This is a genomic window from Pseudomonas sp. SBT1-2, assembly GCF_028640875.1.
Classification (GTDB): domain Bacteria; phylum Pseudomonadota; class Gammaproteobacteria; order Pseudomonadales; family Pseudomonadaceae; genus Aquipseudomonas; species Aquipseudomonas chlororaphis_I.
Genome location: NZ_JAQZAA010000103.1, coordinates 1 through 17,234, shown reverse-complemented (window position 1 = coordinate 17,234; position 17,234 = coordinate 1). Strand labels below are relative to the sequence as shown.

18 protein-coding genes are annotated in these 17,234 nt (G+C 60.1%); 10 read left to right on the top strand and 8 right to left on the bottom strand.

Going from position 1 to position 17,234, the window contains the following annotated elements; translation table 11 throughout:
- Positions 1–125: 125 nt before the first annotated feature.
- A complete protein-coding gene (gene tyrS, locus PVZ78_RS21745) occupies positions 126–1,325 on the bottom strand; it encodes a tyrosine--tRNA ligase (protein ID WP_053270063.1) in 1,200 nt (399 codons plus the stop codon).
- Between the two features lie 211 nt (positions 1,326–1,536).
- On the opposite strand from tyrS, the gene PVZ78_RS21740 reads away from it, so the two are divergent.
- Together PVZ78_RS21740 and PVZ78_RS21735 are read left to right on the top strand one after the other, a co-directional pair.
- On the top strand, positions 1,537–2,958 hold the full coding sequence (locus PVZ78_RS21740; RefSeq protein ID WP_273829236.1) for a peptidoglycan DD-metalloendopeptidase family protein: 1,422 nt from the start codon (positions 1,537–1,539) through the stop codon (positions 2,956–2,958).
- Positions 2,959–2,960: 2 nt separating this feature from the next.
- On the top strand, positions 2,961–4,052 hold the full coding sequence (locus PVZ78_RS21735) for an anhydro-N-acetylmuramic acid kinase (RefSeq protein ID WP_273829235.1): 1,092 nt from the start codon (positions 2,961–2,963) through the stop codon (positions 4,050–4,052).
- A 67-nt stretch (positions 4,053–4,119) separates the two neighbouring features.
- Here the strand turns inward: PVZ78_RS21735 and erpA are convergent, their stop codons facing one another.
- Both erpA and argC read right to left on the bottom strand, forming a co-directional pair.
- Positions 4,120–4,470 (bottom strand): iron-sulfur cluster insertion protein ErpA, encoded by a 351-nt coding sequence (gene erpA, locus PVZ78_RS21730; RefSeq protein ID WP_007906865.1) that lies wholly within the window; start codon positions 4,468–4,470, stop codon positions 4,120–4,122.
- A 166-nt stretch (positions 4,471–4,636) separates the two neighbouring features.
- A complete protein-coding gene (argC, locus tag PVZ78_RS21725) occupies positions 4,637–5,671 on the bottom strand; it encodes an N-acetyl-gamma-glutamyl-phosphate reductase (protein WP_038636394.1) in 1,035 nt (344 codons plus the stop codon).
- Positions 5,672–5,805: 134 nt separating this feature from the next.
- On the opposite strand from argC, the gene hemJ reads away from it, so the two are divergent.
- From hemJ to coq7, 6 genes are all read left to right on the top strand, one after another.
- Positions 5,806–6,237: a protoporphyrinogen oxidase HemJ gene (hemJ, locus tag PVZ78_RS21720; RefSeq protein ID WP_016702775.1), complete on the top strand. Its 432-nt coding sequence runs from the start codon at positions 5,806–5,808 to the stop codon at positions 6,235–6,237.
- A gap of 35 nt (positions 6,238–6,272) precedes the next feature.
- On the top strand, positions 6,273–7,241 hold the full coding sequence (locus PVZ78_RS21715) for an NAD(P)H-dependent flavin oxidoreductase (protein ID WP_009051135.1): 969 nt from the start codon (positions 6,273–6,275) through the stop codon (positions 7,239–7,241).
- A gap of 92 nt (positions 7,242–7,333) precedes the next feature.
- Entirely contained in the window at positions 7,334–8,203 is an 870-nt protein-coding gene (locus PVZ78_RS21710) for a DUF805 domain-containing protein (RefSeq protein ID WP_009051136.1), read from the top strand.
- Positions 8,204–8,331: 128 nt separating this feature from the next.
- Positions 8,332–9,120 (top strand): SDR family NAD(P)-dependent oxidoreductase, encoded by a 789-nt coding sequence (locus PVZ78_RS21705; protein ID WP_009051137.1) that lies wholly within the window; start codon positions 8,332–8,334, stop codon positions 9,118–9,120.
- A 79-nt stretch (positions 9,121–9,199) separates the two neighbouring features.
- Positions 9,200–9,538, top strand: coding sequence for a histidine triad nucleotide-binding protein (locus PVZ78_RS21700; RefSeq protein ID WP_007930180.1), 339 nt, complete (start codon positions 9,200–9,202; stop codon positions 9,536–9,538).
- Between the two features lie 124 nt (positions 9,539–9,662).
- A complete protein-coding gene (coq7, locus tag PVZ78_RS21695; RefSeq protein ID WP_028683514.1) occupies positions 9,663–10,310 on the top strand; it encodes a 2-polyprenyl-3-methyl-6-methoxy-1,4-benzoquinone monooxygenase in 648 nt (215 codons plus the stop codon).
- Positions 10,311–10,392: 82 nt separating this feature from the next.
- On the opposite strand, the gene PVZ78_RS21690 is transcribed toward coq7, so the two are convergent.
- Positions 10,393–10,815, bottom strand: a complete 423-nt coding sequence (locus PVZ78_RS21690) for an OsmC family protein (RefSeq protein ID WP_009045862.1) — start codon at positions 10,813–10,815, stop codon at positions 10,393–10,395.
- Between the two features lie 235 nt (positions 10,816–11,050).
- On the opposite strand from PVZ78_RS21690, the gene crp reads away from it, so the two are divergent.
- Positions 11,051–11,695, top strand: coding sequence for a cAMP-activated global transcriptional regulator CRP (crp, locus tag PVZ78_RS21685; protein ID WP_009051139.1), 645 nt, complete (start codon positions 11,051–11,053; stop codon positions 11,693–11,695).
- Here the strand turns inward: crp and PVZ78_RS21680 are convergent.
- The 4 genes from PVZ78_RS21680 to PVZ78_RS21665 form a co-directional block, all read right to left on the bottom strand.
- A complete protein-coding gene (locus PVZ78_RS21680) occupies positions 11,692–12,393 on the bottom strand; it encodes a lipoate--protein ligase family protein (RefSeq protein WP_028683513.1) in 702 nt (233 codons plus the stop codon). The genes crp and PVZ78_RS21680 overlap by 4 nt on opposite strands.
- A 67-nt stretch (positions 12,394–12,460) precedes the next feature.
- Positions 12,461–13,297 carry an indole-3-glycerol phosphate synthase TrpC gene (gene trpC / locus PVZ78_RS21675; RefSeq protein WP_009051141.1) on the bottom strand — a complete coding sequence of 279 codons (837 nt, stop codon included), beginning with the start codon at positions 13,295–13,297 and terminating at the stop codon, positions 12,461–12,463.
- Positions 13,294–14,343 carry an anthranilate phosphoribosyltransferase gene (trpD, locus tag PVZ78_RS21670; protein WP_009051142.1) on the bottom strand — a complete coding sequence of 350 codons (1,050 nt, stop codon included), beginning with the start codon at positions 14,341–14,343 and terminating at the stop codon, positions 13,294–13,296. The genes trpC and trpD overlap by 4 nt, the downstream gene beginning before the upstream one ends.
- 9 nt (positions 14,344–14,352) lie before the next feature.
- On the bottom strand, positions 14,353–14,946 hold the full coding sequence (locus PVZ78_RS21665; RefSeq protein WP_007930170.1) for an aminodeoxychorismate/anthranilate synthase component II: 594 nt from the start codon (positions 14,944–14,946) through the stop codon (positions 14,353–14,355).
- A 408-nt stretch (positions 14,947–15,354) separates the two neighbouring features.
- Between PVZ78_RS21665 and estP the strand changes: the two genes are divergently transcribed.
- Positions 15,355–17,234 (top strand): esterase EstP (gene estP / locus PVZ78_RS21660; protein ID WP_273829234.1); only part of this gene is annotated, 1,880 nt, incomplete at its 3' end.

The window sequence follows — 17,234 nt, the reverse complement described above, 5'->3', positions numbered from 1 at the left end:
GAAGCGTAACCGCTGTCGAAAACCGTGTAACTCGTTGAATCTCAAGGAGTTTTCCGTTTCGACTGCGCCGGAAGTGGGGCGAATTATAGAGAGATATAATTCGCCGTCAACACCTATTTTCAGTTTTATTCGGATTTAAGCGTAATACGTGCAAAAGCCTTCTTTCCGGCCTGGCAAACATGAGTCGAGCCGATCGTCCATATAAAGGAACGCTCAACGACCTCACCATCTACACGCACACCACCCGAGCCGAGCAGGTCACGCGCCATCGCCGAGTTCTTTACCAAGCCAGCCTTATTAAGGACAGCCGCGATCGGCATGTCTTCAGCAGCAGCCAGCTCGATCTCAGGCAGATCATCCGGCAGTTCACCATCCTTCATACGGTTACCCGCCGCACGATGAGCATTCGCCGCAGCCTCTTCGCCATGGAAGCGCGCAACGATCTCTTCAGCCAGCTTGATCTTGATATCCCGCGGATTCGCACCCGCCTCGACATCCGCCTTAAAGGAAAGGATCTCCTCCATGGAGCGGAAGCTCAGCAGCTCGAAGTAACGCCACATCAAGACATCCGGAATGGAAACCAGCTTGCTGTACATGACACCTGGTGCTTCCTGGATACCTACATAGTTACCCAGTGACTTGGACATCTTCTTGACGCCATCCAACCCCTCGAGCAATGGCATCGTCAGAATGCACTGAGCTTCCTGACCATAACCGCGCTGCAGCTCACGGCCCATCAACAGGTTGAACTTCTGATCGGTACCGCCCAATTCCACATCGGCACGCAGCGCCACCGAGTCATAACCCTGAACCAGCGGATAGAGGAACTCGTGAATGGCAATGGGCTGATTGGTGGAATAGCGCTTGTCGAAATCGTCACGCTCGAGCATGCGAGCAACGGTGTACTGGGAAGTCAGGCGAATGAAGTCCGCAGGCCCCATCTTGTCCATCCAGGTGGAGTTGAAGGCCACCTCGGTTTTCGCCGGATCGAGAATCTTGAACACCTGACTCTTGTAGGTCTCGGCATTTTCGAGGACCTGCTCGCGAGTCAGTGGCGGACGGGTTGCGCTCTTGCCACTCGGATCACCGATCATCCCGGTGAAGTCGCCGATCAGGAAGATCACCTGGTGCCCCAGATCCTGGAACTGGCGCAGCTTATTAATAAGCACGGTGTGACCCAGGTGCAAATCCGGCGCCGTCGGGTCGAAGCCAGCCTTAATACGCAGCGGCTGGCCGCGCTTGAGCTTTTCGATCAGCTCGGACTCGACCAACAACTCTTCCGCACCACGTTTGATCAGCGCTAGCTGCTCTTCAACCGACTTCATAACAGACCCGCAAGGCTCAGATTCAAAGGGAACCAACCATACAAGATCAGCGCCCAATTACAAGTTTTGCCCGGCGTATGGATGGCTTTCCGCGAACAGGACGTCCGCAGGCTTGCTTAACAGATGATTTGGTTATATTTTATACAGTTATTTCATCTTCATCATGTCATTCATCTTTTCCAATTCATCTTTTTCAAAGTCAAAATTACCTATGACCACAGAACCGCCTAAAGCCCCGCCGCTTTATCCGAAGACCCACCTGCTCGCCGCAAGTGGCATCGCCGCCCTCCTCAGCCTGGCGCTCCTGGTATTCCCTTCCAGTGATGTAGAAGCCAAAAGAACAACTTTGAGTCTTGATCTGGAAAGCCCAGCCGAGCAACTGACACAAGATCAAGACGCTGCAGACGCCGTACAAGCCACAAATGAAGCCGTACCGTCCCCGTTCGCGCAAATCGAAAACAGCCCCGAAGACACCGCAAAGACCGCTCAAGAACAGCCTGCTCCAGCCCTAGCAGAAGAAAAGAAGACGGCTAATCACAGGGAAGTCATTGTTGCCAAGGGCGACACCCTTTCCACGCTATTCGAGAAGGTCGGCCTGCCAGCCACCTCGGTGCACGAAGTGTTGGCCAGCGACAAGCAGGCCAAGCAGTTCACCCAGTTGAAGCGCGGCCAGAAACTTGAGTTTGAACTGGGCCCGGACGGCCAGTTGAACAACTTGCACAGCAAGGTCAACGACCTGGAAAGCATCACCCTGACCAAAGGGCCAAAAGGCTTCGCCTTCAGCCGTATCACCGCCAAGCCCATGGTGCGCACGGCCTATGTTCATGGCGTGATCAACAGCTCGCTGTCGCAATCCGCAGCCCGTGCCGGCCTCTCTCACAGCCTGACGATGGACATGGCCAACGTCTTTGGCTACGACATCGACTTTGCCCAGGATATTCGCCCGGGCGACGAGTTCGACGTGATCTACGAGCAGACCGTCGTCAATGGCAAAGCCGTGGGCTCCCGCAACATTCTCTCTGCGCGTTTCACCAACCGTGGCAAGACCTACACCGCGGTGCGTTACACCAACAAACAAGGCATGAGCAGTTATTACACCGCTGACGGCAATAGCATGCGCAAGGCCTTTATCCGTACGCCAGTGGACTTCGCACGTATCAGCTCGCGCTTCTCCATGGGCCGCAAACACCCGATCCTGAACAAGATCCGCGCTCACAAAGGCGTCGACTACGCAGCCCCTCGCGGCACGCCAATCAAGGCTGCCGGCGATGGCAAGGTGCTTCTGGCCGGGCGTCGTGGCGGATACGGTAACACCGTGATCATCCAGCACGGTAACGCCTACCGTACGCTGTACGGCCATATGCAAGGCTTCGCCAAAGGCGTCAAGACCGGCGGAACCGTCAAGCAGGGCCAGGTGATCGGCTACATTGGCACCACCGGGCTTTCCACGGGCCCGCACTTGCATTACGAGTTCCAGGTCAATGGCGTTCACGTCGACCCACTGGGCCAGAAGCTGCCGATGGCTGACCCGATTGCCAAAGCGGAACGCGCGCGTTTCCTGCAACAAAGCCAGCCGCTGATGGCGCGGATGGATCAGGAAAAAGCCACCCTGCTCGCTTCGAACAAGCGTTAAGCATGGCGCTCTATATAGGTGTGATGTCCGGGACCAGCCTTGATGGCCTGGATATCGCACTCATCGAGCAAACCCCGGTGATCAGGCTGATCGCCACGCATTACATCCCCATGCCCGAATCCCTGCGCGCCGAGCTGCTTGGCTTGTGCGCCAGCGGCCCCGATGAAATCGCCCGCTCTGCCATCGCCCAACAGAACTGGGTGAAGCTGGCCGCCCAGGGCATTCATAGCCTCCTTGCTCAACAGCAGCTGAAACCCGCAGACATCCGCGCCATTGGCAGTCATGGCCAGACCATCCGCCATGAGCCAGCCCGCGGTTTCACGGTCCAGATCGGCAACCCGGCCCTGCTGACAGAGCTCACTGGAATCACCGTGGTCAGCGACTTCCGCAGCCGCGACGTCGCCGCTGGCGGCCAAGGCGCCCCACTGGTGCCGGCCTTTCATGAGGCGCTCTTTGATCGAAGTGCCGGCAAGCGCGCAGTCTTGAACGTCGGCGGCTTCAGCAACCTGAGCCTGATCGAGAGCGACAAGCCGGTTGCAGGCTTCGATTGCGGCCCGGGCAACGTTCTGCTGGACGCCTGGATCAATGCCCAACGTGGCGAGAACTACGATCGCGACGGCCAGTGGGCCGCCAGTGGTCATGTTGAGCCGATGCTGCTGAACGCGCTGCTCAGCGACCCGTTCTTTGCCACTCAAGGCCCGAAGAGTACTGGCCGCGAGGTGTTCAACCTGGAATGGCTACAGGGGCATCTGGCTCGCTTGCCAGCTTTTGCTCCCGAAAACGTACAGGCAACGCTCCTGGAGCTGACGGCACTGACCATTGTTGAGTCGCTGCAAGCCGCGCAGACCGATACCCAGGAACTGCTGGTCTGCGGCGGCGGTGCCCACAACTCGGCCTTGATGAATCGCCTGTCCAGCCTACTGCCCAACACCAAGGTCAGCAGTACCGCCACCCACGGCGTCGATCCGGACTGGGTTGAAGCCATGGCGTTCGCCTGGCTGGCCCACTGCTGCCTTGAAGGCATCGCCGCCAACCGCCCAAGCGTCACGGGCGCCCGCGGCCTGCGTGTACTGGGCGCGATCTACCCCGCCTGATCGCCAGACAGCAAAACGCCGCAGAGCCCGAAAGCCCTGCGGCGTCTGATAAAACCTTGACCAGCGATCAGATCGAGAACGAAGAACCGCAACCGCAGGTGGTCGTGGCATTCGGGTTCTTGATCACGAAGCGCGAACCTTCCAGACCTTCCTGATAATCCACCTCGGCACCCGCCAGGTACTGGAAGCTCATCGGATCGACCACCAGGCTGACGCCTTCGCGCTCGACGATGGTGTCGTCATCCGCGACTTCTTCATCGAAAGTGAAGCCGTACTGAAACCCTGAACAACCGCCGCCCGTAACGAATACGCGCAGCTTCAAGCGATCATTACCCTCTTCATCGACCAGGCTCTTCACCTTGTGCGCGGCACCGTGGGTGAATTGCAAAGCCGTGGGGGTGAAGGATTCGACGCTCATGCTGACTATCTCCCGGCGTTACGCCGCCATAATGCGTGATGACGCGCATTATCCGCTTCTCCCAGAAAAGCGGTCAACTATTGTTACGGTATATCAATAAGCCCGGGGCTCACCGCAGAATGCAAAAAGGCCCGTAACGGGCCTTTTGCTGAAGCAGGCAGGCGCCTTAAGGCAGCATGCCAGCGTGGGACAGGCCCAGGCGCTCGTCCAGACCGAACAGGATGTTCATGTTCTGTACGGCCTGGCCCGAAGCACCTTTGACCAGGTTGTCGATCACCGACAACACGACCACCAGATCGCCATCCTGCGGACGGTGCACGGCAATCCGGCAGACGTTGGCGCCTCGCACGCTGCGGGTTTCCGGATGGCTGCCCGCCGGCATCACATCCACGAACGGCTCGTTGGCATAACGTTTCTCGAACAGCGCCTGCAGGTCCACAGACTTGTCCACGACAGTGGAATAGAGCGTCGAGTGAATGCCGCGGATCATCGGCGTCAGGTGCGGCACGAACGTCAGGCCGACATCCTTGCCCGCCGCACGGCGCAGCCCCTGGCGAATCTCCGGCAGGTGACGATGCCCCTTGACCGCATAGGCCTTCATGCTTTCCGAGGTCTCGGAGTACAGGGAGCCAACGCTGGCCCCCCGGCCGGCGCCACTGACACCCGACTTGCAGTCGGCGATCAGCCGCGAAGTATCGGCCAGCCCAGCTTCCAGCAATGGCAGAAAGCCGAGTTGGGTAGCGGTCGGATAGCAACCCGGAACAGCGATCAGACGCGCCTGCTTGATCTGCTCGCGATTGACTTCAGGCAGGCCATAGACGGCTTCGTCGAGCAATTCAGGGGCGCCGTGGGGCTGGCCGTACCACTTGGCCCACTCATCGGCGTCCTGCAGACGGAAATCCGCCGACAGGTCGATGACCTTGGTACCCGCAGCCAGCAGCTCACCCGCCAGGGCGTGGGCAACGCCGTGCGGCGTCGCGAAGAACACCACATCGCAGGCACCGAGGGTCTTGATGTCCGGAACGCTGAATGCCAGGCCGTCATAGTGGCCTCGCAGGTTCGGGTACATATCGGCAACGGCAAGGCCTGCCTCGGATCGGGAAGTGATGACTACCACTTCAGCCTGCGGATGCTGTGCCAACAGACGCAGCAGTTCGACACCGGTGTAACCCGTGCCGCCGACGATACCGACCTTGACCATAAACCTGCCCTCAACGAACCCACTGGAAAGCCGTCGATGATAGGGGCCGAAAGACCCTGCGACAACCGTCAAGGTGACGTGCGGACGCTCCTGCCTCTACTATCTGCGCTACCGTGAACCTGGGAATAACCTAAATGCTCTATCTGTGGCTCAAAGCCTTTCACATCGTCAGTCTGGTCTGCTGGTTTGCCGGTCTGTTCTACCTGCCACGCCTGTTCGTTTATCACGCTCAAAGCGAAGACACGATCAGCAAGGAACGCTTCAGTATCATGGAGCGCAAGCTGTACCGCGGGATCATGGGGCCGGCGATGATCGCCACGCTGGTTTTCGGTATCTGGCTGCTGAGCCTGAACCCCAGCGCCTACTTCGGCCAGGGTGGCTGGATGCATGCCAAGCTGGCCCTGGTAGTCATCCTGATTGGCTACCACCACATGTGCGGCGCCCAGGTGAAACGTTTTGCCCGTGGCGAAAACACCCGCAGCCATGTCTTTTACCGCTGGTTCAATGAAGTGCCAGTTCTGGTATTGCTGGCTATCGTAATTCTGGTCGTCGTCCGGCCGTTCTAATTCCTACTAGCCGTTCATTATTCGGGGTACTTCCAATGTCGCTGCCCGCTCTGCTCGAACAACGCTTGCGCTTGCCTGTCGTGGCGGCGCCGATGTTCCTGATTTCCAACCCACAACTGGTTCTGGCGTGCTGCCGCAACGGTGTAGTGGGCAGTTTCCCTGCCCTCAACCAGCGTGAAAGCAGTGGCTTCAAGGCCTGGCTGGAAGAAATCGAAGCAGGCCTTGCGACCCTGGAAAACCCCGCACCCTATGCCGTCAACCTGATCGTGCATCACAGCAACCCACGTTTGAACGCCGACCTGGCGATCTGCATCGAACACAAGGTGCCTATCGTCATCACCAGCCTCGGGGCGGTGAAGGAGTTGGTCGATGCGGTGCATGCTTATGGAGGCCTGGTCTTCCATGACGTCACCACCCGACGCCACGCGGAAAAAGCTGCCGAGGCCGGGGTTGACGGCCTGATCGCAGTAGCCGCCGGCGCCGGTGGTCACGCCGGGACCTGGAGCCCGTTCTCCCTGATCGCCGAAATTCGCCAGTTCTTCGACAAGACGCTGCTGCTGGCTGGCTGCCTGAACCATGGCCACGAGATACTCGCCGCACAGTTGCTTGGTGCCGACCTCGCCTACTTCGGCACGCGCTTTATCGGCACCACGGAAAGCCACGCGCCGGAAGCCTATAAAGAGATGCTACTGAGCGCCAAGGCCGCCGACATCGTGCACACCGCGGCGGTCTCCGGGGTTCCGGCAAGCTTCATGCGCCAAAGCCTGGAAAACGCCGGCTTCGACCTTGCCGCCCTGCAGGGTAAAGGCGAAGTCAACTTCGGCTCGAAACTCAAGCCGCTCAGCGACGAAGCCAAAGCCTGGAAAACCGTGTGGTCCGCCGGACAAGGCGTCGGCGAAATCGATGACTTGCCAAGTGTCGATCAACTGGTCGCCCGCCTGGACGCCGAATACCGTGCCGCACAGGAACTGGCCGCTCGGCTGCCGCAACGCTGGCCACGCTGAATCGCTGATGTTTTTTGGCCAGCAACGGACGGCTGGCCTTAAACTATCGCCCTGCGAAAGCCCTCTCTATAAAGCCGACAAGGAAGCCCTGCATGAGCGAAAACCGTTTCAAGATCGTATTTGACGGAGCTCTGCTTCCGGGTGTCGACATCGAACATGCCAAGCAGAAAATCGCCAAGCTGTTCAAAAGCGATATCGCCGCGATCGAGCCTCTGTTCAAGGGGCAAAACATTACCCTCAAGCGCGACCTCTCCCAGCTGGATGCGGATATTTATCTCGCCGCGCTGAACCAGGCCGGTATCGCCCCACGCGTAGAACCGGATCTTGCCCCAGGCGCCAGCCAACCGACACCTCAACCTGCTCCCCCGGCGCCAGCCCCTTCGCTTTCGGTGGACTTGCCTCAAGCAGGCCCCACCGCGACAAGTGACTGGCAACGCCCGACACCGACACCAGCGCCAGAACCCATGGCCGGCGCGGACACTTCGCCCTATACCCCGCCTCAAGCCACAGTGGGTGATCCCCTTCCCGAGTTTGGCGAGTTGAAGTTCTATACCGTCGATGGCCGCATCGGGCGCCTGCGCTATCTCGCCTGGACCCTCGTGCTGATCCTGCTGACTACCCTCGTCGGCGGCTTCCTGACCGCGGCTCTGGTCGGCAACGGCCTGCAGGTGACGGGAATGATCTTCCTCGGCGTCGTAGCACTGGCCTTCGCCTATCTGAACATCACCATTTCCGTTCAGCGCCTGCATGACCTGGGCTGGTCGGGCTGGCTCTGGCTGTTGAACTTGCTGCCATTTGTGTACGCGGTGTTTCCGCTGCTGCTGGCGGTCCTGCCGGGCAACACCGGCGCCAATCGTTACGGCGCGCCGCCTCCGCCAAACAGTGGAGCGGTCAAGGGGCTTGCCGCGCTGTGGATAATCGTTTTGCTGCTGTCCTTCATTGGCGGGCTCAGCTCGGTCTAAGGCGCCCAGGATGGCAGCAGCGAAAGCAGCAAGCCCGCCCTGGCCACCTGTAGACTATCGGATTGAAATAACGCGCCGGTGCCTGGGACTTTCCCCACAGGCGACCGACCGTTGCAATGGAGAACCGCATGACCCGTTACGCTCTGATCACCGGCGCCTCCAGCGGCATAGGCCTGGCATTGGCCGAAGCGCTGGCCCGGCGTGGCCGCAGCCTGATCCTGGTGGCCCGGCAGCGTGATCAGCTGGAAAGCATCGCCATCGAGTTGACCCAGCGTTTTGGCGTCGAGGTGCTGTTCCGCGCCTGCGACCTGTCCGAGCCTTTGCGGCTTTCGGGCTTTCTGCTGGAGCTGGAGGAAGGCGACCGGCAGATCGACCTGCTGGTGAACTGCGCCGGCATCGGCACCTGCGGGCCGTTCCTCGCCCAGGACTGGATGACCGAACAGGACCTGATCGAAGTGAACATTCTCGCCCTCACCCGGCTTTGCCATGCCCTGGGCAACAGCATGGCCTTGCAGGGCGGCGGGCAGATTCTCAACGTCGCCTCGATCGCCGGCTTCTATCCCGGCCCCTGGATGAGCACCTACTACGCCAGCAAGGCCTATGTGCTGCACTTCTCCGAAGGCCTGCGCGAAGAGTTGAAAAACAATGCGGTGAAGGTTTCGGTACTCTGCCCCGGCCCGACCCGCACCGGTTTCTTTGATACCGCCCAGTTGAACACCAGCAAGCTCAACGACAGCAAGCTGCTGATGAGCCCGGAAGAAGTCGCGCTGTACACCGTGCGCGCCCTGGAAAAGAACCGCGCCATTATCATCCCCGGCCGCCGCAACCGCTGGTTCGCGTTCAGCCCGCGCCTGGGTTCGCGCTGGCTGACCCGCAAGATTTCCGGCGCCGTCAACAAAGCCTATTGCCCGCGCTGACCGGGCAATCATCTAAGGCTGGGCGCACTCGGCTTGCCTGAGTACACTCAGCCCGGACCAACACAACGGAGAAACAGCTGTGGATACTCTGTTCACCAAGATCATCAACCGGGAAATACCGGCGAAGATCATCTACGAGGACGACCAGGTTCTGGCCTTCCACGATATCGCCCCACAGGCCCCCGTGCATTTCCTGGTAGTTCCGAAAAAGCCGGTGCGCACCCTCAATGACCTGACCGAAGACGACAAGCTGCTGGCCGGACATATCCTGTTCACCGCCCAGCGCCTGGCCAGGGAACTGGGTTGCGAGGAAGGCTTCCGCGTCGTCATGAACTGCAATGAACTCGGCGGCCAGACCGTGTATCACATTCACATGCACGTTCTGGGTCAGCGCCAGATGCACTGGCCGCCGGGCTGATCCCCGCCCAAAGTGCGCGACAGCACACTTCTCGCCCGGTTTGCCGAGAGTGTGCTGATCCAGCGCAGGCCTCTGCCCATCGATTGGGGTAAACTGGCCGCCGTGATTCTTCCCGGAGGTAAGCATGACTACCCAACGTCACTACTCGCCGATTGACCGTCTACTGCTGCAGGCAGATGCGGCAATGCGTACCTTGCTGCCCTTCAGTGGCCAGCCTTATCGCCCTTCCCCTGCCATCGTGCAGCCGGAGGTGCAGATGAGCGAAGAGGACACCAAGCATGTCGCCGGCCTGATGCGCATCAACCATACCGGCGAAGTCTGCGCCCAGGCGCTGTACCAGGGCCAGGCCCTGACCGCCAAGCTGCCGCACGTGCGCGCCGCTATGGAGCACGCCGCGGAAGAAGAAATCGACCACCTGGTCTGGTGCGAGCAACGCATTCACCAGCTGGGTAGCCACACCAGTGTGCTCAACCCACTGTTTTACGGCATGTCGTTCGGCATCGGCGCGGTAGCCGGGCTGATCAGCGACAAGGTCAGCCTGGGTTTCGTGGCGGCTACTGAAGATCAGGTGTGCAAACACCTCAACGAACACCTTGAGCAATTGCCAGCCGAGGATGAAAAGTCCCGGGCGATTCTCGAGCAGATGCGCATCGACGAAGAACAACACGCCGAAAGCGCGCTGGACGCAGGGGGATTCCGCTTCCCCACGCCGGTGAAGTTCGGCATGAGCCTGCTGGCCAAGGTCATGACCAAAAGCACTTACCGGATCTGATCGATACAAATCGCAGGCAAAAAAAGGGCGCTTTTTCAGCGCCCTTTCTTTTGCCACGAATTCAGGATGGTTGAATGGAAACTCAACCGAGCTCGACGATTTCGTAATCGTGAGTGATGGCAACCCCGGCCGCACCGAGCATGATCGATGCCGAGCAGTATTTTTCCGCCGACAGCTCGATGGCGCGCTTGACCTGGGCTTCTTTCAACCCGCGGCCCTTGACCACGAAGTGCATGTGAATCTTGGTGAAAACCTTGGGGTCCTCGGTCGCACGCTCGGCGTCGAGGAAGGCTTCGCAACTTTCGACAGCCTGGCGGGACTTTTTCAGGATGCTGACCACGTCGAAGTTGCTGCAACCGCCTACGCCGAGCAGGAGCATTTCCATCGGGCGCACGCCCAGGTTACGACCGCCGGCTTCCGGCGGGCCATCCATTACCACCACATGACCGCTGCCCGATTCCCCGAGGAACATGGCTTCGCCAGCCCATTGGATGCGTGCCTTCATCGCCAAGACTCCACTGCTAAAAAAGGGTCGCCAGCTTAGCACAGGGCCTTGGACGGCAGCGCTTTGCCTGTTCCGGTGCCACACTCAGTTCTGATAGGAAAATTCTTAATTACCCAAAGGATGTGTCTGTTAAGCTGGCGCCAAATCGCTGGCGCATTGCCAGCTATCGGCGATCCTGCTTGACCGCCCCATAAAAAAACCAAATCACACCGTGCTGTCTTTTCGGGATACAACCATGGTTGCTCTTGCCCCTACACCCAAGATCAAGAACCTCGACAAGCTGTTGATGCACTGCCAGCGCCGCCGCTATCAGGCCAAGAGCAACATCATCTGCGCCGGTGACCAGTCGGACACGCTGTTCTTCATCATCAAAGGCTCGGTCACCATCCTGATCGAAGACGATGACGGTCGGGAAATGATCATCGCCTATCTCAATGCCGGGGATTTTTTCGGCGAGCTGGGCCTGTTCGAACAGGCCGGGCATGAGCAGCAACGCAGCGCCTGGGTACGCGCCAAGGTCGAATGCGAAGTCGCGGAGATCAGCTATGCGAAATTCCGTGAGTTGTCTCAACAGGACCCGGACATTCTGTATGTGCTAAGCGGCCAGATCGCCCAACGCCTGCGCAACACCACCCGCAAGGTCGGCGACCTGGCGTTCTTCGATGTCACCGGGCGCGTAGCCCGCTGCCTGCTCGAACTGTGCAAGCAGCCGGATGCCATGACCCACCCGGACGGCATGCAGATCAAGGTGACCCGTCAGGAAATCGGGCGAATCGTCGGCTGCTCACGGGAAATGGTCGGCCGGGTGCTCAAGGACCTCGAAGAACGCAACCTGGTCCATGTCAAAGGCAAGACCATGGTGGTGTTCGGCACCCGCTAGAGCGGCAGGAACTGCGCCAGCATCTGCCGATACAGGGTATCCAGGCGCTCGATGGCATTCGGCGCGGCGAACGCCTCATGCAAGGCGATATGGCTCTCGGCACGGCAACGCTGCTCCAGGCCACAGGCCTGGTTGAACCGATTGACCGCCGCGACCATGGTTTCCCGCTCGTCATCCAGCAACAGCGCGCCATGCACCAATCCAACCGGACGCGTCCCACCCTTGCTCTGACGCCAACGCTGGGCGGTGCCAACCATCTTGCGCCCGTTGAGATTGACGTTGAACCGGCCATCGCAGAAAGCGCCCTCGACTTCACCCAGGGAGGGTTCGCCCCCCAGCTCGGAAAGCAGGTCGCAGATCGGCTGGCACAAACGGCGATAACCGGTTTCGATCCGGTTCTGGTCACCCTCACTGCGAGGCGGCGCATAGACCAGCGCGATATTGATCGTCGCAGCCGATTGCGGCACCGGCTCCCCACCGGTTTCCCGTAGCAACACCGGCCAGCCACTGGCGGCCAGTGCCTCGCAAGCCTGCTCAAACCCCGGCAAACGACTCAAGCGCCGCGGCATCACCAGCGCCCTGTCACTCGGTTGCCAGAACAACAGGCCGTACTCCTGGTCACCGCTGCATACCTGGGCGAGCAGATCCTGTTCGGCCTGCAGACCGGCTTCGACGGTCAGGGAAAGGGGCTGGGTCATGACAGTAAAGGTCCTTTGCGATAGGTATAAAAAAGCCGGCGGCGCCGGCTTCTTCATCAACTCAGGTTCAGTCCAGGGTCGAACCGCTCACCGGCACGCCACGCTCCGGGAAGAACAGGCGTTGCAGTTCCAGGCCTGGGCTCTCGGCCCGCATAAAGGCCTCGCCCACCAGGAAGGAGTAGACGTCGCTGATTTCCATCAGCTCGACATCGGCCCGGTTGAGGATGCCGCTCTCGGTGATCACCAGACGATCGCGCGGAATCTGTGGCAACAGATCGAGGGTGGTCTCCAGATTGACCTCGAAGGTGTGCAGGTTGCGGTTGTTGATGCCCACCAACGGCGTGTCGAGGGTTTTCAGGGCGCGTTGCAGCTCGTCGCCGTCATGCACTTCAACCAGCACATCAAGACCCACACCTTTGGCCACGGCAGCCAGTTCGGCCATCCTGGCATCATCCAGCGCCGCCACAATCAACAGCACGCAGTCGGCACCCAAGGCGCGGGCTTCGACGATCTGGTACGGATCGATCATGAAGTCCTTGCGGATCACCGGCAGCGAACAGGCGGCGCGCGCCTGTTGCAGGTAGGCGTCGGCGCCCTGGAAATAATCGACGTCGGTGAGCACCGACAGGCAGGTCGCGCCACCCTTCTCATAGCTCTTGGCGATTTCCGCCGGCACGAAATGCTCGCGGATCACGCCTTTGCTCGGCGAGGCTTTCTTGATTTCGGCGATCACCGCCGGCTGCTTGAGCTTGGCCTGGTCGAGCAGCGCCTTGGCAAAGCCGCGCGGCGCATCCGCGGCGCGGGCCAGGCCTTCGAGTTCGGCCAGGCTTACCCGTGCGCTACGCTCAGCCACTTCCTCGACCTTGCGGGCGAGGATTTTTTCCAGAACCGTCGGCACACTCATCCTTCATTCTCCTGCTTGAATACCGCGGTAAAGGCGCCCAACTCCTCCAGCTTCTCGCGAGCCAACCCAGTGTGCAAAGCGTCATGGGCCAGGGCTACGCCTTCTTTCAGGCTGCTGGCATGGTCCGCGGCATAGAGCGCGGCACCGGCATTGAGCACAATCATTTCCGCGGCCTTCTGCCCATGCTCGGTCTTGCGCCGCCCCAAAGCATCGCGAATCAGCTCGAGCGATGCCGCCGGGCTTTCGACCACCAGGCCGAACAGGCTCTGGCTCTTCATGCCTAGGTCTTCGGGCTGCACCCAATACTCAGTGATCTGATCGTCCTTCAGTTCAGCGACAAAGGTCGGCGCGGCGATACTGAATTCATCCAGGCCATCCTGAGAGTGCACTACCAGCACGTGCTTGCTGCCCAAACGTTGCAAAACTTCGGCCAATGGCCGGCACAACGCCTGAGTGAACACACCCACCACCTGATGTTTCACACCGGCCGGATTCGTAAGCGGGCCGAGCATGTTGAACAGGGTGCGCAGGCCGAGATCGCGGCGCGGGCCAGCGGCGTACTTCATGGCACCGTGATGGGACTGGGCGAACATGAAACCGATGCCGACGTTATCAATGCAGCGGGCAACCTGTACCGGCGTCAGGTTCAGATAGATGCCGGCGGATTCGAGCAGGTCGGCACTACCGCTTTTCCCGGACACCGCACGGTTGCCATGCTTGGCCACCGTGCAACCGGCTGCTGCGACGACAAAGGAAGAAGCCGTGGACACGTTGAAGATGTTCGCACCGTCACCGCCGGTGCCGACCACATCGACCACGCCGTCGAGGGTTTTCAGCTCGACCTTGTCCGCCAGCTCGCGCATGACCGAAACAGCGCCGACGATTTCGTCGATGCTTTCGCTCTTCATGCGCATAGCCATCATGAAGGCGCCGATCTGTGCATCGGTGCACTGGCCGGTCATGATTTCACGCATGACCTGGCGCATTTCATCGGTGCTCAGATCGAGATGGCCGACGATACGGCTCAGGGCAGTCTTGATATCCATGGAAAGTCCTTAGCGCGTGCCGCCGCTCTGTTTGAGGAAGTTGGCGAACAGCTCGTGGCCCTGCTCGGTGAGAATAGACTCGGGGTGAAACTGCACACCCTCGATGTTCAGTGTCTTGTGGCGCAGCCCCATGATCTCGTCGACGGAGCCGTCTTCCAACTGGGTCCAGGCGGTCAGCTCGAGGCAGTCCGGCAAGGTGTCGTGCTTGACCACCAGGGAATGGTAACGGGTCACGGTCAGCGGATGGTTCAGACCGGCGAATACGCCCTTGTCCTGGTGAAATACCGGGCTAGTCTTACCATGCATCACCTGCCGCGCGCGCACCACATCGCCGCCAAAGGCCTGGCCAATGGACTGGTGGCCCAGGCAGACGCCCAGGATCGGCAGCTTGCCGGCGAAATGCTTGATCGCTTCGATGGACACACCGGCTTCGGTCGGTGTGCAAGGACCGGGCGACACGACAATCCGCTCAGGGTTGAGCGCTTCGATTTCAGCCACGGTCAGTTCGTCGTTGCGCACCACCTTGACCTCGGCACCCAACTCGCCAAGGTATTGCACAACGTTATAGGTAAAGGAGTCGTAGTTATCGATCATCAGCAACATGGGGATTACAACCTCTTGAATTCACTGACTTTTAATACAGCCTTCAGTGGATTGCCCGCTGACAGGCCCGCCGGGGGTTGCAATCACTCAACCAGCACAAGCGGAGTCGAACAGGGGTAAAGAAGGCAAAACGGTACAGGTCCGGCCGGGCCGGCAGAGAAAAGTTAGGCGCGCCAACGCCAACGGGCGTGTGCCTTAACAACTCGCATCAAGAGTTTGCTGACGATCAACACGGGGAAGGTCTCATTCATACGTTCAGGCACAGTAACTTAGCTGAGCAGAGGGCGCAATATGGCGGGGCCCACGCCCGGATAAACAAGCGATATGGCTTATAGCCATAGCTCAGACACAAAAGTTTTTGGTACTGTCGTTTCGTTCTCTACAACAATAAATAAAACGGACTTGTTCATGATCAAAAAGACGTTGTTCGTACCACTCGCCAGCAGTCTTTTGTCTTTAGCCTGCACTCAAGCGATCGCAGCCCCCTCCCCCTATTCCAGCTTTATCGTGTTCGGCGACAGCCTCAGCGATGCCGGGCAATTCGCCGATCCAGGCGGTCCTGCGGGAGCCACCCAGCGCTTTACCAACCGCACAGGGCCTATCTACCTGGATGGCAGCGGAGAACTCCGTTCCGCCAACTCGACCCAATTGCTCGGTGCCAAACTGGGGTTCTCGGACGACCAGCTCGCCGCCTCGACCTCGGCCACCCGCGCCAGCGAAGGCCTGCCTGACGGCAACAACTGGGCGGTCGGCGGTTATCGCACCGACCAGATTCTCGATTCGATTACCACCACCTCGACCGCCGGCAGCCGTAGCCGCCCGGGTTATCTGGTGGCCAACCATTTGCGCGCCGACCCGAATGCCCTGTACTACCTGTCGGGCGGCGGCAACGACTTCCTCCAGGGCCGCGTCACCAGCCTCGACCAGGCCAATGCAGCAGCTGGTCGCCTGGTCGACAGCGTGCAGACCCTGCAACAGGCCGGCGCCCGCTACATCATGGTCTGGCTGCTACCGGATATCGGCCTGACCCCGGCAATCAACGGCAGCCCGTTGCAAGGGTTCACCTCCCAACTCAGCGCCCAGTTCAACACCGAGTTGGTGCGGCAACTACAGACGGTCGATGCCGAAGTCATTCCCCTCAATATTCCCGTGCTCTTGAAGGAAAGCTTCGCCAACCCGGCACAGTTCGGCCTGGCCACCGATCAGAATCTCACCGCCACCTGCTTCAGTGGCAATGGCTGTACGGAAAACGCCCGCTATGGCATTCACAGCGCCACACCTGACCCGAGCAAGTTGATCTATAACGACTCGGTCCACCCCACCGAAGCCGGCCAGCGGCTGATCGCCGATTACGCTTACTCCCTGCTGGCAGCGCCCTGGGAAATAACCCTGCTCCCGGAAATGGCCCAGGGCACCCTGCGTGCGCACCAGGATGAGTTGCGCAACCAATGGCAGGCCGATTGGGAAAACTGGCAGGGCGTGGGTCAATGGCGGGCGATTGTCGCCGCGGGTGGCCAGCATCAGGACTTCGACAGCCAGCGCAGCGGCGCCAGTGCCGACGGCAACGGCTTCAACCTGAACATCGGTGGTAGCTACCGGCTCGACGAGGCCTGGCGAGTGGGCGTGCTGGCCGGCGCCTATCGGCAGAAGCTCGAAGCGGGCAGCAACGATTCGGACTACAAGCTCAACACCTACCTGGGCACCGCCTTCGTCCAGTACCAGCAAAACCGCTGGTGGGCCGACGCGGCGGCTACCGCCGGACACCTGGACTACGACAACCTCAAGCGCAAATTCGACCTGGGCCCCAACGAGCGCGGGGAAAAAGGCGACACCAGCGGCGACATCCTGGCCTTCAGCGCTCGCCTGGGCTACGACATCGCGCAGCAGGCCAGCAGCCCGTGGCACCTGTCGCCGTTCATCAGCGCCGACTACGCGCGGGCCAAGGTCGACGGTTACTCCGAGGACGGCAGCGACTCCACCGCCCTGACCTTCGATGACCAGAAACGCACCTCACGGCGTTTGGGCATCGGCCTGCAAGGCAAGTATCAGATCACCCAGCAAACCCAGGTGTTCGGCGAAATCGCCCACGAAAAGGAATACGAGGACGATACCCAGAAGCTGACCATGGCCCTCAACAGCCTGCCGGACAACAACTACACCCTCGAAGGCTATACCCCGCAGACCAACCTGAACCGCCTGAACCTCGGGGTCAGCCACAAGCTCACCCAGGACCTGGCCCTGCGTGCCAGCTACAACATCCGCAAGGACGATGACTTCACCCAGCAAGG